At 61.9% G+C, this 16,685-nt stretch carries 20 protein-coding genes and 1 pseudogene; 10 read left to right on the forward strand and 11 right to left on the reverse strand.

Translation table 11 applies throughout. From position 1 onward, the window contains the following. Positions 1–78: 78 nt before the first annotated feature. Both P3T22_RS28450 and P3T22_RS28455 read right to left on the reverse strand, forming a co-directional pair. Positions 79–339: a DUF6723 family protein gene (locus P3T22_RS28450; protein WP_429326756.1), complete on the reverse strand. Its 261-nt coding sequence runs from the start codon at positions 337–339 to the stop codon at positions 79–81. 195 nt (positions 340–534) lie between these two features. Further along, complete coding sequence (locus P3T22_RS28455; protein ID WP_429326781.1) at positions 535–924, reverse strand: glutathione binding-like protein; 390 nt, start codon at positions 922–924, stop codon at positions 535–537. Positions 925–926: 2 nt separating this feature from the next. Between P3T22_RS28455 and P3T22_RS28460 the strand changes: the two genes are divergently transcribed. From P3T22_RS28460 to P3T22_RS28485, 6 genes are all read left to right on the forward strand, one after another. Further along, complete coding sequence (locus P3T22_RS28460; RefSeq protein ID WP_429326757.1) at positions 927–1,352, forward strand: helix-turn-helix transcriptional regulator; 426 nt, start codon at positions 927–929, stop codon at positions 1,350–1,352. Next, positions 1,345–1,569: a WYL domain-containing protein gene (locus P3T22_RS28465; RefSeq protein ID WP_429326758.1), complete on the forward strand. Its 225-nt coding sequence runs from the start codon at positions 1,345–1,347 to the stop codon at positions 1,567–1,569. Before P3T22_RS28460 ends, P3T22_RS28465 begins: the two co-directional genes overlap by 8 nt. Before the next feature lie 21 nt (positions 1,570–1,590). After that, positions 1,591–1,890 carry a hypothetical protein gene (locus tag P3T22_RS28470; RefSeq protein ID WP_429326759.1) on the forward strand — a complete coding sequence of 100 codons (300 nt, stop codon included), beginning with the start codon at positions 1,591–1,593 and terminating at the stop codon, positions 1,888–1,890. A gap of 153 nt (positions 1,891–2,043) precedes the next feature. Beyond that, positions 2,044–2,685, forward strand: a complete 642-nt coding sequence (locus P3T22_RS28475) for a transglycosylase SLT domain-containing protein (RefSeq protein ID WP_063497565.1) — start codon at positions 2,044–2,046, stop codon at positions 2,683–2,685. 178 nt (positions 2,686–2,863) lie between these two features. Next, on the forward strand, positions 2,864–3,550 hold the full coding sequence (locus tag P3T22_RS28480; RefSeq protein ID WP_429326760.1) for a DUF2242 domain-containing protein: 687 nt from the start codon (positions 2,864–2,866) through the stop codon (positions 3,548–3,550). A 781-nt stretch (positions 3,551–4,331) separates the two neighbouring features. Continuing rightward, on the forward strand, positions 4,332–4,583 hold the full coding sequence (locus tag P3T22_RS28485; RefSeq protein ID WP_429326761.1) for a hypothetical protein: 252 nt from the start codon (positions 4,332–4,334) through the stop codon (positions 4,581–4,583). A gap of 33 nt (positions 4,584–4,616) precedes the next feature. Here the strand turns inward: P3T22_RS28485 and P3T22_RS28490 are convergent, their stop codons facing one another. Beyond that, positions 4,617–5,552 carry a DMT family transporter gene (locus P3T22_RS28490; protein ID WP_063497563.1) on the reverse strand — a complete coding sequence of 312 codons (936 nt, stop codon included), beginning with the start codon at positions 5,550–5,552 and terminating at the stop codon, positions 4,617–4,619. A 405-nt stretch (positions 5,553–5,957) separates the two neighbouring features. On the opposite strand from P3T22_RS28490, the gene P3T22_RS28495 reads away from it, so the two are divergent. Both P3T22_RS28495 and P3T22_RS28500 read left to right on the forward strand, forming a co-directional pair. Beyond that, complete coding sequence (locus P3T22_RS28495; RefSeq protein WP_063497562.1) at positions 5,958–6,710, forward strand: IclR family transcriptional regulator domain-containing protein; 753 nt, start codon at positions 5,958–5,960, stop codon at positions 6,708–6,710. Positions 6,711–6,936: 226 nt separating this feature from the next. Further along, positions 6,937–7,149 carry a hypothetical protein gene (locus P3T22_RS28500; protein ID WP_063497561.1) on the forward strand — a complete coding sequence of 71 codons (213 nt, stop codon included), beginning with the start codon at positions 6,937–6,939 and terminating at the stop codon, positions 7,147–7,149. Between the two features lie 154 nt (positions 7,150–7,303). On the opposite strand, the gene P3T22_RS28505 is transcribed toward P3T22_RS28500, so the two are convergent. Both P3T22_RS28505 and P3T22_RS28510 read right to left on the reverse strand, forming a co-directional pair. Then, on the reverse strand, positions 7,304–7,582 hold the full coding sequence (locus tag P3T22_RS28505) for a hypothetical protein (protein ID WP_012434605.1): 279 nt from the start codon (positions 7,580–7,582) through the stop codon (positions 7,304–7,306). A 137-nt stretch (positions 7,583–7,719) separates the two neighbouring features. Beyond that, positions 7,720–8,475, reverse strand: a complete 756-nt coding sequence (locus tag P3T22_RS28510) for a Mut7-C RNAse domain-containing protein (RefSeq protein ID WP_429326762.1) — start codon at positions 8,473–8,475, stop codon at positions 7,720–7,722. Between the two features lie 94 nt (positions 8,476–8,569). Between P3T22_RS28510 and P3T22_RS28515 the strand changes: the two genes are divergently transcribed. Both P3T22_RS28515 and P3T22_RS28520 read left to right on the forward strand, forming a co-directional pair. Then, complete coding sequence (locus P3T22_RS28515; protein ID WP_063497559.1) at positions 8,570–9,439, forward strand: NAD(P)-dependent oxidoreductase; 870 nt, start codon at positions 8,570–8,572, stop codon at positions 9,437–9,439. 81 nt (positions 9,440–9,520) lie between these two features. Next, a pseudogene (locus tag P3T22_RS28520) lies at positions 9,521–9,673 on the forward strand (LysE family translocator); the annotation flags it as partial. 290 nt (positions 9,674–9,963) lie between these two features. On the opposite strand, the gene P3T22_RS28525 reads toward P3T22_RS28520, so the two are convergent. From P3T22_RS28525 to P3T22_RS28550, 6 genes are all read right to left on the reverse strand, one after another. Beyond that, on the reverse strand, positions 9,964–10,788 hold the full coding sequence (locus tag P3T22_RS28525; RefSeq protein WP_429326763.1) for an OmpW/AlkL family protein: 825 nt from the start codon (positions 10,786–10,788) through the stop codon (positions 9,964–9,966). Positions 10,789–10,960: 172 nt separating this feature from the next. Beyond that, positions 10,961–12,208: a DUF2957 domain-containing protein gene (locus tag P3T22_RS28530; protein ID WP_429326764.1), complete on the reverse strand. Its 1,248-nt coding sequence runs from the start codon at positions 12,206–12,208 to the stop codon at positions 10,961–10,963. A gap of 100 nt (positions 12,209–12,308) precedes the next feature. Further along, positions 12,309–13,670: a DUF2957 domain-containing protein gene (locus P3T22_RS28535; RefSeq protein WP_429326765.1), complete on the reverse strand. Its 1,362-nt coding sequence runs from the start codon at positions 13,668–13,670 to the stop codon at positions 12,309–12,311. Between the two features lie 489 nt (positions 13,671–14,159). Next, positions 14,160–15,107, reverse strand: a complete 948-nt coding sequence (gene argC / locus P3T22_RS28540) for an N-acetyl-gamma-glutamyl-phosphate reductase (protein ID WP_429326766.1) — start codon at positions 15,105–15,107, stop codon at positions 14,160–14,162. Positions 15,108–15,388: 281 nt separating this feature from the next. Further along, positions 15,389–15,961: a flavodoxin family protein gene (locus tag P3T22_RS28545; protein ID WP_429326767.1), complete on the reverse strand. Its 573-nt coding sequence runs from the start codon at positions 15,959–15,961 to the stop codon at positions 15,389–15,391. A 117-nt stretch (positions 15,962–16,078) separates the two neighbouring features. Further along, positions 16,079–16,681, reverse strand: a complete 603-nt coding sequence (locus P3T22_RS28550) for a YbhB/YbcL family Raf kinase inhibitor-like protein (RefSeq protein ID WP_429326768.1) — start codon at positions 16,679–16,681, stop codon at positions 16,079–16,081. Between the last annotated feature and the right edge of the window lie 4 nt (positions 16,682–16,685).

Genomic DNA, 16,685 nt, shown 5'->3' on the forward strand with positions numbered 1-16,685 from the left:
AAAAAACGGTCGCCTGCGGGCGGCCGTTCTTTTGCCTCGATCAACCTGAGCAACCCAACCCCAGCCACGCGTCTGCTCTTACAACTCCGGACGCGCCAGGTCGCTGATCACGATGTGCTCGCCGTACACCTGCGCCGCCGCGATGGCTTCCAGCTTGGTCGGGTAAGGTCCAAGTTCCGGCGCGCCGTCGAACGGGAACAGCACGCGGCCGTCGGTGGTTCGAACCACTTTCAACACGCCGAAGAAACGCCGGTAGCCGGCCAGTTTCGACGTCGCCGACACTTCAAAGTCTTCTTCCGACGTCGCGGGGACGCTGGGAATGAATAGGGTCTTGCTCATACCTGAAAACATCGCTTGTTCAGTGGGCCGGCACCTGCTGGAAAGGCCAAGGCACGCCCAGTTGTCCCGGGAAGGCATTCACCGGCGGCCCTCATTGTCTCAAATTCCGGCGCGGTGAACCGGGTGCCCGTTCAGCTGGCAACCGGCGCCTGCATACCGCGTCCTGGACCATATCAGCGGGCCCTGCAGCCAGCGTCATCCGGCGGCTTTGACCGCAGCCTCATGCTCGGCCGCCAGCGCAACATCCCGCTCGCTCACCTGCAGGAAGCTTGGCCGCGAGCAGATGCGCTGCGCATACTCGAGCACGACCGGCGTCTCGGGCACCAGCTTGAACATCACTCCCCAATACAGAGCGATGCCCCACAGGATATCCGCGGCCGACATCCTGTCCCCAAGCAAATAAAGCGACGCCTGCAGCTGGCTCGTCAATGTTCCGAGCGGCTTTGCGGTGAGTGGAACAGGGTGATCGTGCGGTCGGTGGTCATGGCGGGAGCCTCCTGAGTGAGCGTCTCGTTGGAAAAGCCAGCGTCCAACAGGCGTCGGATGCCTCCATCCTAAGCGCCTATACCTGTCAGCTTGTGTCAGGTATGACTACACTTGTCCGGATGAGAGCCAGCCGCCTCCTTTCCATCCTGATGACCTTGCAAGCGCGCGGACGCGTGAGCGCGCAGTCGCTCGCCGACGAATGCGCGGTTTCGCTGCGCACCATCTATCGCGACATTGACGCCTTGAGCGCCGCAGGTGTCCCCGTCCAGAGCGAACGTGGTGCGGAAGGTGGCTATCGGCTGCTAGACGGATACCGAACGCGTCTGAACGGTCTGTCGTCGCAGGAAGCGGAGGCGTTGTTCCTCGCGGGTTTGCCTGGACCGGTGCAGGCACTTGGTCTCGGCGCCGTGATGGCCGGCGCGCAAACCAAGTTGCTTGCCGCGCTGCCGGTCGAATTGCGCTCGACCGCGGAGCGCATGCGCTCGCGTTTTCACCTCGACGCCCCCGCCTGGTTCGCCGATGCTTGAGGTCTTTACCTCGCCGTTTGCACGCTCAGCCGCGAAAATCAGCGAACCGGATCCGGCCGACGGCTGGCGCACGGTCACACTGCCGGTTGGCTCGATCAGGCAGGCATGCGCGGAACTGCTGCGCTTCGGCACCGAGGCCGACGTGCTGGCGCCGCCCGAGTTGCGCGCCCGTTTCGCCGAGGTGGCGGCAGCCTTGCATCGCCGCTATACGCAATGAGGGCGAGGGGTCGCAGCTAGCTTGGCCCCCGTATTCACCGACCCTGACAAGGCGTTCGCTCAGGCGATGTATGCCATCGAGCGCTTCGAACTCGAAGACCCGAGCTTTCATCCGTACACCAGTAAGTTCGATGACTGCTTCGACGTAAAATTGCAACTAACGGCACATTGGTTAAGAGGCAAGAAACTGTTCGACAATCCGGCGGACGGCAATTGCGCCTCCTGCCACATCGATCGATCCGGTGGCGACGGCTCGCATCCGCTTTTTCACCGACTTCAACTTCCAGGCCCTGGGCGCGCGGCGCATTCCTCGCCACGCTGAACGACGATTACGTTCTCAAGCCGAAGGGTTCGAAGTCAACCTCGCGGCCGCGCCGTTCGACCGCTTTTGATCAGACGAATTTGGGCCGTTCGGCTGCCTCATTTGGGGGCAGAGCTATAATGCGCGAATGCCCTTTCTTTTCCGTCCTCCGCTATGAGCCGGTTACTTTGCCTGATCGTGCTTTCGCTCGGCCTGATGCAAACCGCAACGGCCGACGAAAACAATGACCGCATGGCCGCGTATCTGACGCAGAAATTCGGTTTGGCAAAAGAAAAGGCTCAAAAGATTTCGGATGCGGTGCAGTCCGCCGCTTCGAAATATTCGCTGCCGCCGGCCCTGCTGCTGGCAATCATCTCGATCGAATCCCGCTTCAAGGAAAAGGCCAAGGGCGCCAACGGCGCGACCGGGTTGATGCAGGTGGTGCCGGGCTCCCATCGCGGGCTGCTGAGGAACGTCAAGGACCTCACTGAGCCGACCGCCAACATCGAAGTGGGTTCGGCGATCCTGTACGGCTACATGCGCTCGGCGAACGGCGACATGAACGCGGCGCTCAAGAACTACGGCGGATCGCAGGCATACGCGAAGAAGGTGAGCTTGCGCATTGAAGATTTCGCCGACGTCGCCGGGCCGCAAGACGTCGCCTCGCGTCCGGACGCACTAGACAGGATGTGCGAGGCCGACCGTTGCCCGGCGCCGGGCAACTGGGCCGACGCTTTTGCGATACCGGCCGCCAACGCACCCGGCGTGAACGGCGCGGCGGCGTTGCAAAGCGCATCGCCTGCAACGGCGCACTGAGCGGCAGCTTCCTCTTATTTTTCCTCTTTGTCGTGCTCCCGCACTGAAGCCGCGGATCGAGTCGTCGCGTCGCGTAAGGCGGCGTGGGGCACGCGCTGCGCGCTTTTTTCGCACACCTGGCAACCGCTCTACAATGCATTCCCCATTCGAGCTCACGCCGCGCCTCTTCCGATCGACCATGTCCACCTCGTTTTCCAAAGCCACTGCCGCTTCGCTTCTCGGTTTGCTGACACTTGCCGCTTGCAGCGGTGCCCCGCAGCCGAAATTCCAGCAGGAATTGTTCGAAACGGGCGCGAGCCCTTACGCCCGAAACTTCAACTCGAGCACCACGGATACCTGCGAAGCGGCACGCCGCGCGCTGCTGAGTCAGGGTTATCTGACGACGATGACGGGCACCGATACCGTCGACGGAACGAAAAACTTCCAACCGACCGGCGATACACACATCGTCGTCGAGTTTCATGTGGTGTGTACGCCGGGAGAAGAGGCGAGCGACACGAGCATCGTTTACGTCAATGCTGTGCAAAACGGCTTTGCGCTGAAGAAAAGCGATACGTCGGCGAGCGTCGGGCTAAGCGTGCTGGGTTCGTTGTCGTTGCCGATCCGCTCGAACAGCGACGCGATGGTCAAAATTTCGAGTGAAACCATTCCGTCGGGCAAGTTCTACGATCGCTTCTTCGGACTCGTCGATCATTATTTACAGACGGTGGTGCGTACGCAGCCGGTTGCGAACAGCCGCATCGAGACGCGCATGTTGCCGGTGCCGGTCCAAGCGCCGACTCCAGCGCCTCTCTCCGAGATGCCTGACGCAATCGACAAGGCTGCTTCGCTGCAACCGGCAAGTGGAACCAGCGTGGCGCCGTGAAGCATCGATCGATGCTGGTGCGGTTCAGGCTGATCAAGACCTGATCAGCCTTCGATCTCATCACGCAGCGGTGCTTATCCTATGTCTTTTACTTTATATGTATATGTATGTAGTAGTAGTTAACAAGGGTTAACCCGTTCTGTGGATAACTCTCAAATCCCCTGTCACATCAATGTCATGCGAAAACCATAACCCTGCGGAACACATCTGTAGAAAAACTACAAAGCTGGGATAACTTTGACTGAGCTTGCCTCGCGCCGCGGCTTATCAAGATTTCGCACACAGGCTGTCCGGTGCGCTATCCCGAAGTTATTCATAGGCAATTGTGGATAACTTGCGCATCCAGCCCTATGCGGCGGGGTGGCGGATCAGATTTTTTTCGTCGATGCGATCCGCTCGCCACCGTACAGACGGAGTCCCTCCGAACGCGCACATTGAAACTGGAAGGTACAAAGATTGCGTCTATTTTTTTGCAAGCGCAACTGTTGCTATTTAGTCAAAACCATTTCAGCAACGCCCTATCCAGGCATAGAGTTAAAGTGTTTTATGAAGTTATTGGTGCAGTGCGGGGGGGTGCAATGAAACGCAGAACAGCACGACAGCTAGTCCGTCTTCTCTCGGATATCAGACATGCCAGCCACTGCACGACGCTGCGGGCGGCGGCCACTAACCGGGCCATATCTCTCGCATCCTCCGAGCATGACGACGATGGCGTCGATAGCGACGAAAACAACGAGGCCGCACGCGAGGCGAGTCACGACAAGCCTGCCCGGAGCGGATCATGAGAGCCGCAAGCGAACAATCGCTGCGTTTTCTGGTCGAGAAATGGCTGGCGCCGGGGCCTGCCGTTCCGGTTCACGTTACCGAATTCAGCCGTACGCGTCTGGGTGGCAGGCGTTATGTGCGCGTAGAGACCTCTCTCGGAGCCGGATCGCGCGGTCTCTTTTTCTTTCGTCACGACGACGGCTGCTGGTGCGTGTTTCCACCCACCGCCGATACGCCCAAGATGTTCGCGCAGCCGCGCGCCGCTTAGCTGAGGCGGTGACACGGGCGACTCGCTAAACCTTCACGAAGCGTGAGGCAAGCTATCCCGTTCGCTCCTGTGCCGCCGGGCAGGCATCACCTGGCACACGATCAAACCGGTGAGCATGAGCGCGCATCCGAATAGCGCGCGCGCCGACAGTGTTTCGCCGAGTACAAGCCACCCGGCGAGCGCGGCGAAAACACCTTCCATACTGAAGATCACCGCGGCATGCGAGGGTGCTGCGTACTTTTGCGCTACCACCTGAATCGTATAAGCGATGCCCACCGACAGTGCTCCGCCGTACAGAATCGTCGGCGCGGCCCGCTCGATCACCGCGAGACTGACCGGCTCGATCACGAGGCCGACGGCCAGACAGGCGAGCCCGCAAGTCACGAACTGCACGAGCGCCAGCATGAGTGTGTCGTGCCGCTGCGCGAAGCGGCCCACCAGCATCATCTGTACGGAAATCACCAACGCGCCGGCAAGCTGATACCAGTCGCCGTACAGGATCGAGAAGTGCTCGTTGACGCTCAGAAAGTACATGCCGAGCGCAGCGAGCGTCGCACCGAGCCACGTGCCGAATTCCGTTTGATGACGAAACAGCACGCCAAGCAGTGGCACAAGCACCACATACAACGAACTGATGAAGCCGGCGTTAGCAACCTTCGTGTATTGCAGGCCGATCTGCTGCAGCGAAATCGACGCGGACAGCACGACGCCGAGCAGGACGCCGGCACCGAGCAGTTCGCGTGCGCCGCCGGGTTCGCGCCTCGACAATTCCGCAAGCGCGGAGCGCCGCACGCAGACGATCATTGTCAGCACGACCAGCGCGCCGAGCAGGAAACGCAGTCCGGTAAACAGAAACGGTCCGATCGCATCGAGGCTCAGGCGCTGTGCGACGAATGCGGAGCCCCAGATCACGGCCGCGATCAGCATCAGCAGATTGGCGCGCAGGTGTTGGCGTGTGTCAGGTTTCAAAGGCAGTTTTTCGAGTTCGGTTGTTCTAACAAGACGTTCACGGCGGCAATCGAGCCGGTGAAACGGTTCGAATACGCGGCCGCGGTCGACAAGTGGAATGCCGGGGGCCGTCGTCCTCGATCAGCAGCACGCTGGTCTTGAGGGGGCTTCGTTCATATCGGCGGTCTCCACGATCAAGCGCCGATTCTATCCGGATCGATGTTTCGACGATCTGACGTTCCTGCACGGAGTTCGCGGAAGTCGAACGCTTGCTGTGCAGCACGTATCCGCACTTGCCGCTGGTCGTGGTGCGGCCGTCGCTCGCGGCCGGTTATGCGGTGCCCGATTCGCGCGATAATCGCGCAATAGCCAGACGACTCAAGACATCACTCACTCACCGGGCCGACTGACTTTCAGGCAGACGCAATGGACGAGAAAGACTGGATCGCGGGAGCCGCCAAGGCGCTGGCGATCATCGAAGCATTCGACGAAGAGCACGCGCGCATGACGCCGACCATGGTGGCCGCCCGCGCCGGGCTCTCGCGTACGGCGGCGCGCCGTTATCTGCTGACGCTGCGCGAACTCGGCTATGTGGATACCGATGGCAAGCTGTTCTGGCTCGCGCCGCGCGTATTGCGGCTCGGCCAATCGTATCTGGATTCGGCGCGCTTGCCGCGCACTGTGCAGCCGTTTCTTCAACGCATCACCGCGACCGTGCAGGAAACCGCGTTGGTCGCGATTCTCGACGAACACGACGTGGTCTATGTTGCACGCAACGGCGTGAACCGGGCGATGGCGGTCGGTTTCGTGCTGGGCTCGCGGGCGAGCGCGCCGTTGTCGTCCGCGGGTTTGGTCCTGCTGGCCTTCCAGGCGCAGGAAAGCATCGAGCAGTGGCTGGCGTCCTATGAGATCAAGGTTTTCACGCCGCATACATATTCGACCATCGAGCGCTTGCGCGAAGTGCTGGGCGAAATCCGCCGCGATGGTTATGTCGTCACCGATCAGCAACTTGAGTTGGGCATGCGCGGTGTTGCGGTGCCGTTGCGCGATCGGCATGGCTCGGTCGTGGCGGCGATCAGCGTGAGCATGCCGATCGGCCAGGAGTCGGCGAATGCCGCGCTGCATCGCGTGCTGCCGACCCTTCAGGAAACCGCCAGTTTGCTGCGAAACCTGGTCTAGGAGAGGTGCTAGGTAATCTCCCTGATATGGCATGCTTAATGAGTGAATGCCTTTCGAAGGGGAGTTGTCTCCCGGAAAATACATATCGAGTTTTGCGCATGACAAACCGCCTACGCTGCGTAATACTCTCCCGCGGGGAGCGGTTAGGCGGCTCAAGCCCCGTCTGCTTCACCGTGCAGCTATTTCATTCACATTGACTCAGTCGTCCAGGTTTGGGGAACAACACATGAAAAAAGTTATCGTCTCGCTCGCAGCCGCATCGATCGCGCTGGTCTCCGTTCAAGCTTTCGCACAGGCATCGGACGCAGCAGCGCCGGAAGCTGCTGCTAGCGCGCCGAAGAAGCACCACATCAAGAAGCTGAAGACGCACGGCAAGCGCGCCCCGGTCGCTGCAGCAGCTTCGGCAGCCGGCACGAACGACAAGGGCACGCAAAACTAAGCTCACGCTTGGTTTCGCCAGGCGAACCCGGCCGGTTCTCTTTTGCGCGCCGCTAGTCGGCGAGTGCAGCGCAGTGCCGGTTAAACGTCGCCAGCAAAAAGGCCAGAGCAGATGCTCTGGCCTTTTTGTATTAGGCGGCGGATTTGGGAGATGTCTAGCCCGCGAGGCCGCGCTTGATGACCTCGTTCAGCAGTCCGGTCATGCCTTCCGGATGCGTGGCGGCTCGCTCTTTCAGTTCTGTGACCAGGTCGCCATTTAGCTTGCAGGCGAACGCGACGAGGCCTTGCGCCTGGTCGAGCTTGCGCTGTTCACGGCGATCGAGCTTCGGCTCGGCGGCAGCGGCTTTGCCGAAGCGGTCGGCGGTCGACAGTTTCATCGCGTTGTTCAGCTTGAGTGCCTTGTTCTTTTCAAGGTCGGTCTTTTTCATCGCCATACGGAAGGCCTCTGCCAGATAAGTAATCCCGCATTGTACGCATCGCGCCGCGCGTCGAGCCAGCGGCGGCGATTCCGCGCTCGAGCGGCGTTGGCGCGGTGCTCAGGCCACGCGGAGTTTGAGCCATCGAGCGGTGTTCAGGCGGGCCGTTCCGGCGCGCCGGCCACGCTGTCCATCAGCGCACGCATTCGTTGCCAATGCGTGCCTTCCCAGAACACGCGCCGGCACACGTCGCAGGTGACGAACTGGTTATGCCGTTCCAGCACGCCATCGGGTGCCCGGTCGCCGACTTCATCTTTGGCGATACGCCGCAGCGGCGCGTTGCACATCAGGCACAAACGGAACGGCTGCGCGCTGCCGGCCAGATCTAGCCTTTCAAACACTTCGCGCAATTGCTCGCGCGGCCGCAGCGTTCGTACGTAACAGCCATGCGTGATGGTGCGGCGTTTCAATAGCTCACGGTCGCGCGTCAGCACGATGCGCTGTTGTGCTGCGGCGAGCGCTTCGATATCGGCGTCGGGATAGTGGTTGTCGTAGAGCGTGTCGAAGCCGGCGAGCCGCAGCAGCGGGGCGAGACCGCCCAGATGCGCATCGGCAATGAAACGCACCACGCGCAGCGGATGTTCGCGCACGCGCAATAGCGGCTGGATGTCGAGCGCTTCAAACTTCGGATAGACGGCGATGCGATCGCCGTCGGACAGCGGGTGATTGAAACCGACCGACGCACCGTTCACCAAAATGAGTTCGACCTCGGTATGCGGCACGCCGAGCACTTCGATCATGTGTTTCGCGGTGGCGCCGTGCGCGCAGGCGTAACTGAACGCGCGCCGGCGCAGGGGCCGGGCGAGAAAATCGTTCAGCTCCTCGTAGAAGCGGAATGTCGCGGTGACCATCGCATCAGTATCGCACCGTGGTTAATTGCGTGCTGTCCTGCACGTGTCGCATGGGTGTGCTTTACTTCCAGTTCTTTAGAAGACGGAGCGACAGATGGACATCGGTTTTATCGGTCTCGGCGAGATGGGCGCCGCGATGGTTGCAAACATTTTGAAAGCCGGGCATCAGGTGCGCGTGTGGAACCGCTCGCCTGAACGCGCGCAGCCGCTCGCCGACGCCGGTGCGCGGATCGTCGCGACGCCGGCTGAAGCGTTTGCTGGCGACGCCGTGTTCTCGATGCTTGCCGACGATACCGCGCTGCGCGAAGTGTTCACCGCGTCGCTGCTGGAGCACGCCCCGCGCGGGTTGATCCACGTGAACATGGCGACGATCTCGGTGGCGCTGGCCGAGGAGCTGGCGACGGCGCACGCCTCGCGCGGCGTCCATTACGTCGCCGCACCGGTGATGGGGCGCCCCGACGTCGCGGCGGCGGGCAAGCTGACGATTGTGGCTGGTGGCCCGGCCGAGTCGATCGACCGCGTACAGCCGATTTTCGACGCCATCGGCCAGAAAACCTGGCGCATCGGTTCGCTGCCGCAGCAGGCGAACGTGATGAAACTCGCGGCCAACTTCATGCTGGGCGCAGCCGTCGAGACGCTCGGCGAGGCCGCCACGCTTGTAACCGGCCACGGCCTCGCGATGCAGGATTTCCTCGACGTCATCACGAGCGGTCTGTTCCCGGGACCGGTCTATTCGGGCTACGGCAAGATGATCGCGGAACAGCGCTACGAGCCGGCGCTGTTCAAGGCGCGCCTCGGATTGAAGGACGTGCGTTTGGCGCTGGCGGCCGCTGATGCGGTCAACACGCCGTTGCCGGTTGCGAGTGTTGTGCGTGACAGTCTGATCGAAGCAGTAGCGCATGGCGACGGCGAGAAAGACTTCGCGGTGCTGGGGCAGGTAGCCGCGCGGCGGGCAGGGCGCTGAGCGGGAGCGGTCCTTGCGTGCGCGCGCTTTAAAGTGTGGGCGGGCATAATTGCCGCCCGATCCTTTTCGGGGCCGATCCTAATGAATCTGCATACCTGGTGGCTGTTTGCCGCCACTGTTTTCGTCGTTTTCGCGATTCCCGGTCCGAACATGCTGCTGGTGACGACGCACGGCGCCCCGCACGGCCTGCACCGCGCCAGCGCGACCATGGCCGTCTGCCTGTCGGCGCTGGTGCGCCATTAGGCGAGCGGCGCGTTCCCGAGTGGTAGTCAACGCCGCTCGCGAAGCGCTGAAAGTTTGTTGCAACTATACAACACCGAGGGTCAACCCTAATTTGCATGTTGCGACGCACCAAACTATTTGCTATAGTTCGTCTTGTCTCCTCCATGTCTCCTCTGATATGGATTCAGCCCGCCCACTTAGGCGGGCTTTTTTTTGCCCTGAATTTCCAGCGTCATCCAGATAAGACAAAGCCGGCTGGCCCCCTCCACGGGAGGGCCGGCTGTGTCGCGTCTGCGCCGAACTCAGAACTTGTAGGAGACGGCTAGGAACGAGATGATCGGATCGGCGCTTAGCTCCGCCTTCGACACACTCAATTCCGTGCCGTCTGCCGCCTTGACGATGACCGACGACGTGGTTTTCAGCGGAATGTACGTGACCGATGCCACGAGACCCCAGTGATCGGTGATGTTGTACGCGAGACCCGCATTGAACACCGGTTGCCAGGACGACGACGCCTTCGCCGACACCTGCGTTTGCCCCGGTTTGCCCGCCCCCGCTGCCAGCACCGCGCCCAGATTGTTCTGCGTCGATGTTATGAAGTTCTGGCTCAGTTGAACGTCGGAGAACCAGTTATATGACACGCCGACGCCCAAGAACGGCCGGAACTTCGCGGTGGGCGCATTGAAGTAGTACTGGAACAGCAGCGCCGGGCTCCACTGGCGCACGCTCTTCACGATCGGATTGGCCTGCGGATCGCCCAGATCCTGCTGACCGAGCGCACCCGCCGGTCCCGGCGGCTTGACGGTGCCGTGCCCGTAGAGCTTGAAAACCGGCGGTATGCCCGCCACTGTCGTCACGGCGATGTGATCGGTGACGTAATGGCTGAATACGAGGCCGGCGGTATTGGCAGTATTGGTCGACAACCCGGTGCCGGCAGACGTGAATGAGCCCGGCAGACGCAGCGGCGTATTGATCGGCGTCGGAGCGACGGTGGTGGTCAGCGGCGTGCTCGAATCCTGCGGCATGACATGGAACCAGCCGAGCACGGCGACGTTGTCGCCCGCGTGTTGTGCGTACGCACTGACGGACAGGCAGGCGCCAAGTATCGCGAAAAAGATTTTTTTCATGTTGTTCCTCCTGAGGCGCGCGTCGCGTTCGTCGCGTGCGGCGAGCGACGGCGGCCTGGCTGCCCGGTCGGTGCGCTGGATATTCGGTGGACGCCGGCTGCCGCGCCATTGCTGGGCGCAGCAGCCGGGACACGAACGCCTCGTTGCGGGTCGGCGGCGCGTGCTGCGCCCATTACTGGACGAAGGCGCCGATCGTGAAGTACGGCGAGGCCGCGTTGGTCAGATCGAGGTAGCCGAACACGCCGCCCGTGAAGATCATCTTTCCGGTCGGCGTGGTGCCGGTCGAGGCGCCTACTTGCGTCGTCGTCACCACACCCGGCACGGTCTGCGTGAAGCTCAGATTCAGCGCCGTCGCGAGCGATGCCTGCGATGCATTGAACGGATCGAGCAGCGTGGCCTGCGTGCCTTCGAGCGCGGTGGTGCGATAGTCGAATTGGCTATCCACACCGATGTACTCACCGTTTTGCGAGTTCAGCGCGACCGAGGTCTGCGGCGCCAGAATCGAGATGCCCGATTCGTCGTCCGCAAACGGCCCGAGTTCACCGTTCACCGGCGTCGTCACCGAGGCGTTCGCCGCGCCGGTTCGCACCAGGATCGGCACCACCTGGTTGCGCAGTTTGCCGATGATCATGTAGCCGCGAGCCTTGGGTGTAGTGGCGAGCGTCGGTTTGGCCTGGCCCTGGAACTTGTCGGTTTCGAATGCACCGCTGCCGTCAGACGACTGTACGAAGTTCGTACCCGGCTGCTGGCACGTGCCGGCATTGACGCCGGAGTTGTCGCACTCGGTCCATGTGCCGTCCGCGTTGATCGTGATCTTCGAATCGACCGTGGCTGGCGCGAAGTTTTGCGACGGAACCTGGTGATAGCCGAGCTGGTTGTAGGTGCCGGCCACGTTCGCGAGGTTCGTTTCAATCGACGAGAAACCGATAAACGGGTAGTACGGGAACTTGGTGTCGGGCACTGCGCCCACGCCGAGAATCCCGGCGAAGGAGATTTCCGCGCCCGGAATCGTGCCGCCGGCCACGCCTTCGCCGACAAAAATCCGCGCTGGACGATTCGGGTCGAGGCTTGCGCCGTTCAGGCGGAAGGCACACTGATTGAGCTTGTTGGTCGGCAGCAGGGTTTCCTGGGTCAGCGTGCCGCTTGCGCTCTGGCCGGCGCGCGTAGGCGCGACGGTGCCGGTGGTCGCCGGGATCGGCGACTCGATGTAGCTGACTTGCCACGTCATCTTGGTCGTGTCCATCTGCAGCTTGGCCAGTTCGCCGTCACCGCCGCCACCCGTGAACACCGTGCTGTAGTCGAGCGAAGAAGGGCACAGGCGAACTTCCGTCACCGGTCCGTCGCCATTACCGCCGCCACCACTGCACGCCCCCAGTAACGGTGCTGCAAGAGCGAGCACCGAAAGGATTCTCCATTTCATACCGCCTCCAGAATTTTCTCGTTGTGTGTGGCCGGCTCCCAGTCCTGCCACCTTTTGCTCTGTTTATGTCTCGTACTGCGCATTGCCGGTCCTTCGCTCCTTATTTGCTGATCTGGGCTCCGATGCCGAAGTAGGGGGCGCCAGGCGTGTCCGAATTCGCCGATGTCGACGTGATGCCGCCGTTCTCCGTGCCCTGGATTGCGATGGCGTAGAGACCACCGGATGCAATCGCAAAACCGGTCTTGCCGTTGGTGTCCTGCACGCCGACCAAACCCGGACTCGGCAGCCCGTAACCCAGACCGAAGCCGCTTTCCGCCGCCGAGGTGCTCGGATTGATGAACGTGCCGACCGCGCCCTGGATCAACGTTGCGGTGTTCTTGAAGTTCGAGTCCGCGCCGACGTAGCCGCCGTCAAAGCCACCCGATGCAAGCGGCGTGGCTGCGGCGAGCATCGCGATGCCGGATTCGTCGTCGACGGACAGTGCCAGGAGGCTGGGGTTGGCATGTCCCGTGCGGACCACGAGCGGCACCGTCGCGCCGTTGATCTGTCCGAGGATCATGTGAGCAGTGCCGGATTGGTCGGTGCGAAACGGCGCGGGGCTGCCGCCGTTCACGATCTGTGGTGGTTTCGCGCTGTCGAAATAGCCGTTGCTGTTCAGCGTGAGCGCATTACCGGTGCTCAGGCAGCCGCTCGAACTCGGCGAGGTGCAATTGCCGCTTGCGTCGAACGTCTCCACCGAATTGGTTGCGACAGTCTCGTAGTTGGCGGTCGGCGAAAGGTGGTAGAGCAGAGCGTTGTAGGTACCCACCAGCTTGGTGATGTCCGTCGTGGTGCTGGCAAAGCCGAGGAACGGATAGAAGTCGAAATGCCGGCTAGGTACAGCGCCGAAGGTCAGGACTCCAGCGAACTGCACGGTCGCCCCCGGGATCCCGCCCCCGGCCACGCCCTGGCCGACAAGGATCATCGGGGGATTCGGATTGTTGACGAAGTCGGGTGTCGTATAAGGCTGACCGTCGCCGACGCCGGTACCTGTACCCGCGCCGAGAATGAAGGCGCAGCGCGTCTGCTCGGCGGTCGGCAGTGCGCCGGTCGGCGGGTGGATGACCGCGCCCGTGATCTGCGTACCCGCGCGCGTCGGTGTGACCTGACCCGTGCGCAACGGAATCGGTGACTCAAGCCACTTCAGCGTGTACGTCATCGCGGTCGCGTCAATGTTCACCTGCACGATCTCGCCGCTACCCGCACCACCGAGATACGTTGTTTTAACGATGTCGGCAGTCGCCGGACATAGCGCGGCAGGACCGGCATTCGAAGTCGGCGGACCTTGCACGCTGCAGCTCGAGCCCGAGCATTGCGGCGCACTGATCGGGCCGGGATTGTCCGCCTTGCCGCCACCGCAAGCGATGAGGAATGGGGCCGTGGCAATGGCCATCGCCAGGCCTCGTGTAATGGCGTACGACATACCGCTGTCTCCCTTCCTGTAATTGTGCGAACTAATTTCGCTGCGCGTTAATTGCCTGTCAATTGAATGAGCCGTCTAAAAAGGTTGATTCAAACAGCGCGATTTTTGCCGGACGCATACTGCGTGCGACCTCGCGGCTCTTTTAAACAAAAAAGGAATTTTGGCTTCGACAGCGGTACCGTTGCTTCGCCGCATACCCTTGTCAGGTAAGCGGTACGGCAAAATGGCTCTATCATCTTCGAACGACCGTTCGCGAAAAAATCCGGAGTTTCCCTATGCGGAAAACGATGCTGTGCGGGTCAATTCGAGGAATGAATTACCGGCAGTTGGTGAGAGGTCCGATTTTTCTTTTTAAAGTAATGCGGGCAACTACTGATTAACTGCAAAAGAGGAATTCTGAGGGCAGGTTTTTAAAACAGAAAAGCCGGTCTGAAAAGACCGGCTTTTTAAGCGGATTGACAGCGGATGTCGTCTATATGTCGAACTCGCTCAGCGTTTCAAGCCTGTTTCTTCGGCGGCGCCGATTGCGAGGTTCATGCACTGGATCGCTGCACCCGACGCGCCCTTGCCCAGGTTATCGAGGCGCGCGACGGTCACGAAGCGCTCTTCGTTGCCGAACACGAACAGATCGACACGGTTGGTGTCGTTGTTCGCTTGTACGTCGAAGAAGCCGCCGTCGAGGCTCGTGTCCGCGTCGAACGGAGCGACGTGCACGAACGCCTCGCCCGCGTAGTACTCGGCGAACAGCGCCTGCACGTCTTGCGGCGCGGTCTTCTTGGCCAGCTGGTTCGGCGAGAAGAAGGTGGTGACCGCGAGACCCTTGTAGAAGTCGCCGACGATTGGCGTGAACACCGGCGCCGGCTTGAGGCCCGTATGCGCCGCCATTTCAGGCAGGTGCTTGTGCGTGAGACCGAGTGCGTACGGGCGCGGGCTTTTGAGCTTGTCGTTGCCGCCGGCTTCGTAGTCGGCAATCATTTTCTTGCCGCCGCCGCTGTAACCGGTGATCGAGTATGCGTGCGCGGCAAAGTCCGGCGCCACAACGCCGGCTTCGACGAGCGGACGCATGGCCAGTACGAAGGCCGATGCATGGCAGCCCGGCACGGCGATGCGTTTCGCTGTGCGCAGACGCTCGCGTTGCGAGCGGGCCAGTTCGGGCAGGCCGTAGGCCCAGTCGGCCGACGTACGGAAGGCCGTGCTGGCATCGATCAGCACGGTATGGTCGTTTTCGACCAGCGAGGCCGACTCGCGCGAGGCGACGTCCGGCAGACACAGGAACGTGACGTCCGACGCGTTGATGAGACGACGGCGCTCTTCGAGGTCCTTGCGCTTCGCTTCTTCAATACGCAGGATCTCCACGTCGGCGCGTTGCGACAGGTATTCGAAAATCTTCAGGCCGGTCGTGCCTTCCTGTCCGTCGACAAAAACTTTCGTGCTCATCTCGATCTCACTGGCTTGCTTGCTGGAAACGGGGCGCGACGCCGCGCCGGAACGCTATTTTAAGACCTGATCGCGGCAGGTGCGCGAAAAGGGGGTGAAAAAACGACGATGCGCGCCGAAAGTGACATCGGCGTGACGGGTTACGCGACAGATGTGAGCCGATGCTGGCAGGTTCCGGGCAGATTAACGGCGCTTGCCACCGGCCGCGCCATCCACATTCTGTCAGGCGCGGTGTCTGCCTCGAGCGCGCGGCGTCTTCGTGCGAGCCTGCGGACAGCCCGTTATCGAACCCCCGCGTTCCACCGCGCCGTCACGGCGGCAACGCGCGCGCCGAACATCCGCGCCGTTTCCAGATCGCCCGCGGGCGGCGCTTCTTCCGGCGATGCATCCGCAGGGGACTGCGCCAGCAGACCGGTAAAGCCGCCCACGTAGTTCAGATCGTTGCGGGTTGCCGCCTTGGTATTCGACGGCATCATGCCGGTGCCCACCCAGATCATGCTGTGTTGCATCGCCAGCGTGACGAAGTACTGGATCGTCGAGAACTTGTCGCCGTTCATGGCCGCCGAGTTGGTGAAGCCGGCCGCGATCTTGTCCCTCCACGTTTGGCCGAACCACGGTTTCGAACTCGCATCGGCGAATTTCTTGAAGTCGGCGGACGGCCCGCCCATGTAGGTCGGCGCGCCGAAGATGATGGCGTCCGCGGCCGCCAGTTCTGTCCAGGCAGCGTCGTCGATTTCGCCGACGGGCATGAGTTTCGCGTCCGCGCCAGCTTCCAGCGTGCCGGCCAGCACGGCATCGGCAACTTTCTTCGTGTGGCCATAGCCGCTGTGATAAACGATGACGATCTTCGACATGGCACGCTCCGGCAGGATGAAAAAGCAGAGGTCAGCACGGCAACGGTGCGCGCGTAGCGACGCGACGTCGACAAGCATCGCGTACGCCGCTCAGTTGCACATTACTGACGCGCGCCGCTACCGTCCATAGTTGACCACCATCCGCGCGCTGCCGAGCGCGGCGGTGCCGATCTCGTGATCGAACATGAGCGCCGGGCGCCCCTGCGCGAGGCGCAGGTCCGCGGAGCTCAGCGCATAAACGGTGACGACATAGCGATGAGGTTTGCCGGGCGGCGGGCAAGGGCCACCGTAGCCGTCGATATCGAAGTCGTTGCGCGCTTCGACTGCGCCGAGTTTTTTCAGGAAACCCGACGCGCTGGCGTTTTCCGGCAAGCTGTCGACGCTCGCCGGAATGGCCGCAACCGCCCAGTGCCACCAGCCGCGGCCGGGCGCATCCTGATCGAACACCGTGACTGCGAAGCTGCGCGTGCCGGCCGGCGCATCGCGCCAAGTCAATTGCGGCGAACGATTGCCGCCTTTGCAGTCGTCCTGATTGAAAACCTGGGCCTCATCCACGGTGCCGCCCGCATGGAAGCTGGCGCTGGTCAGCGTGAACAGACCCTCGGCGAGTGCGTCAGGGCTATGCGCTGCGCATAGCGCGATACCCAGCAGCGCGCAGGTGAGGGACGGTATACGGCGGAACGGCGAAGCAAGCGAAACAACCAGGCAACGCGAGCGCATGTGC

This window comes from Paraburkholderia sp. GAS348, assembly GCF_050434205.1.
Classification (GTDB): Bacteria; Pseudomonadota; Gammaproteobacteria; order Burkholderiales; family Burkholderiaceae; genus Paraburkholderia.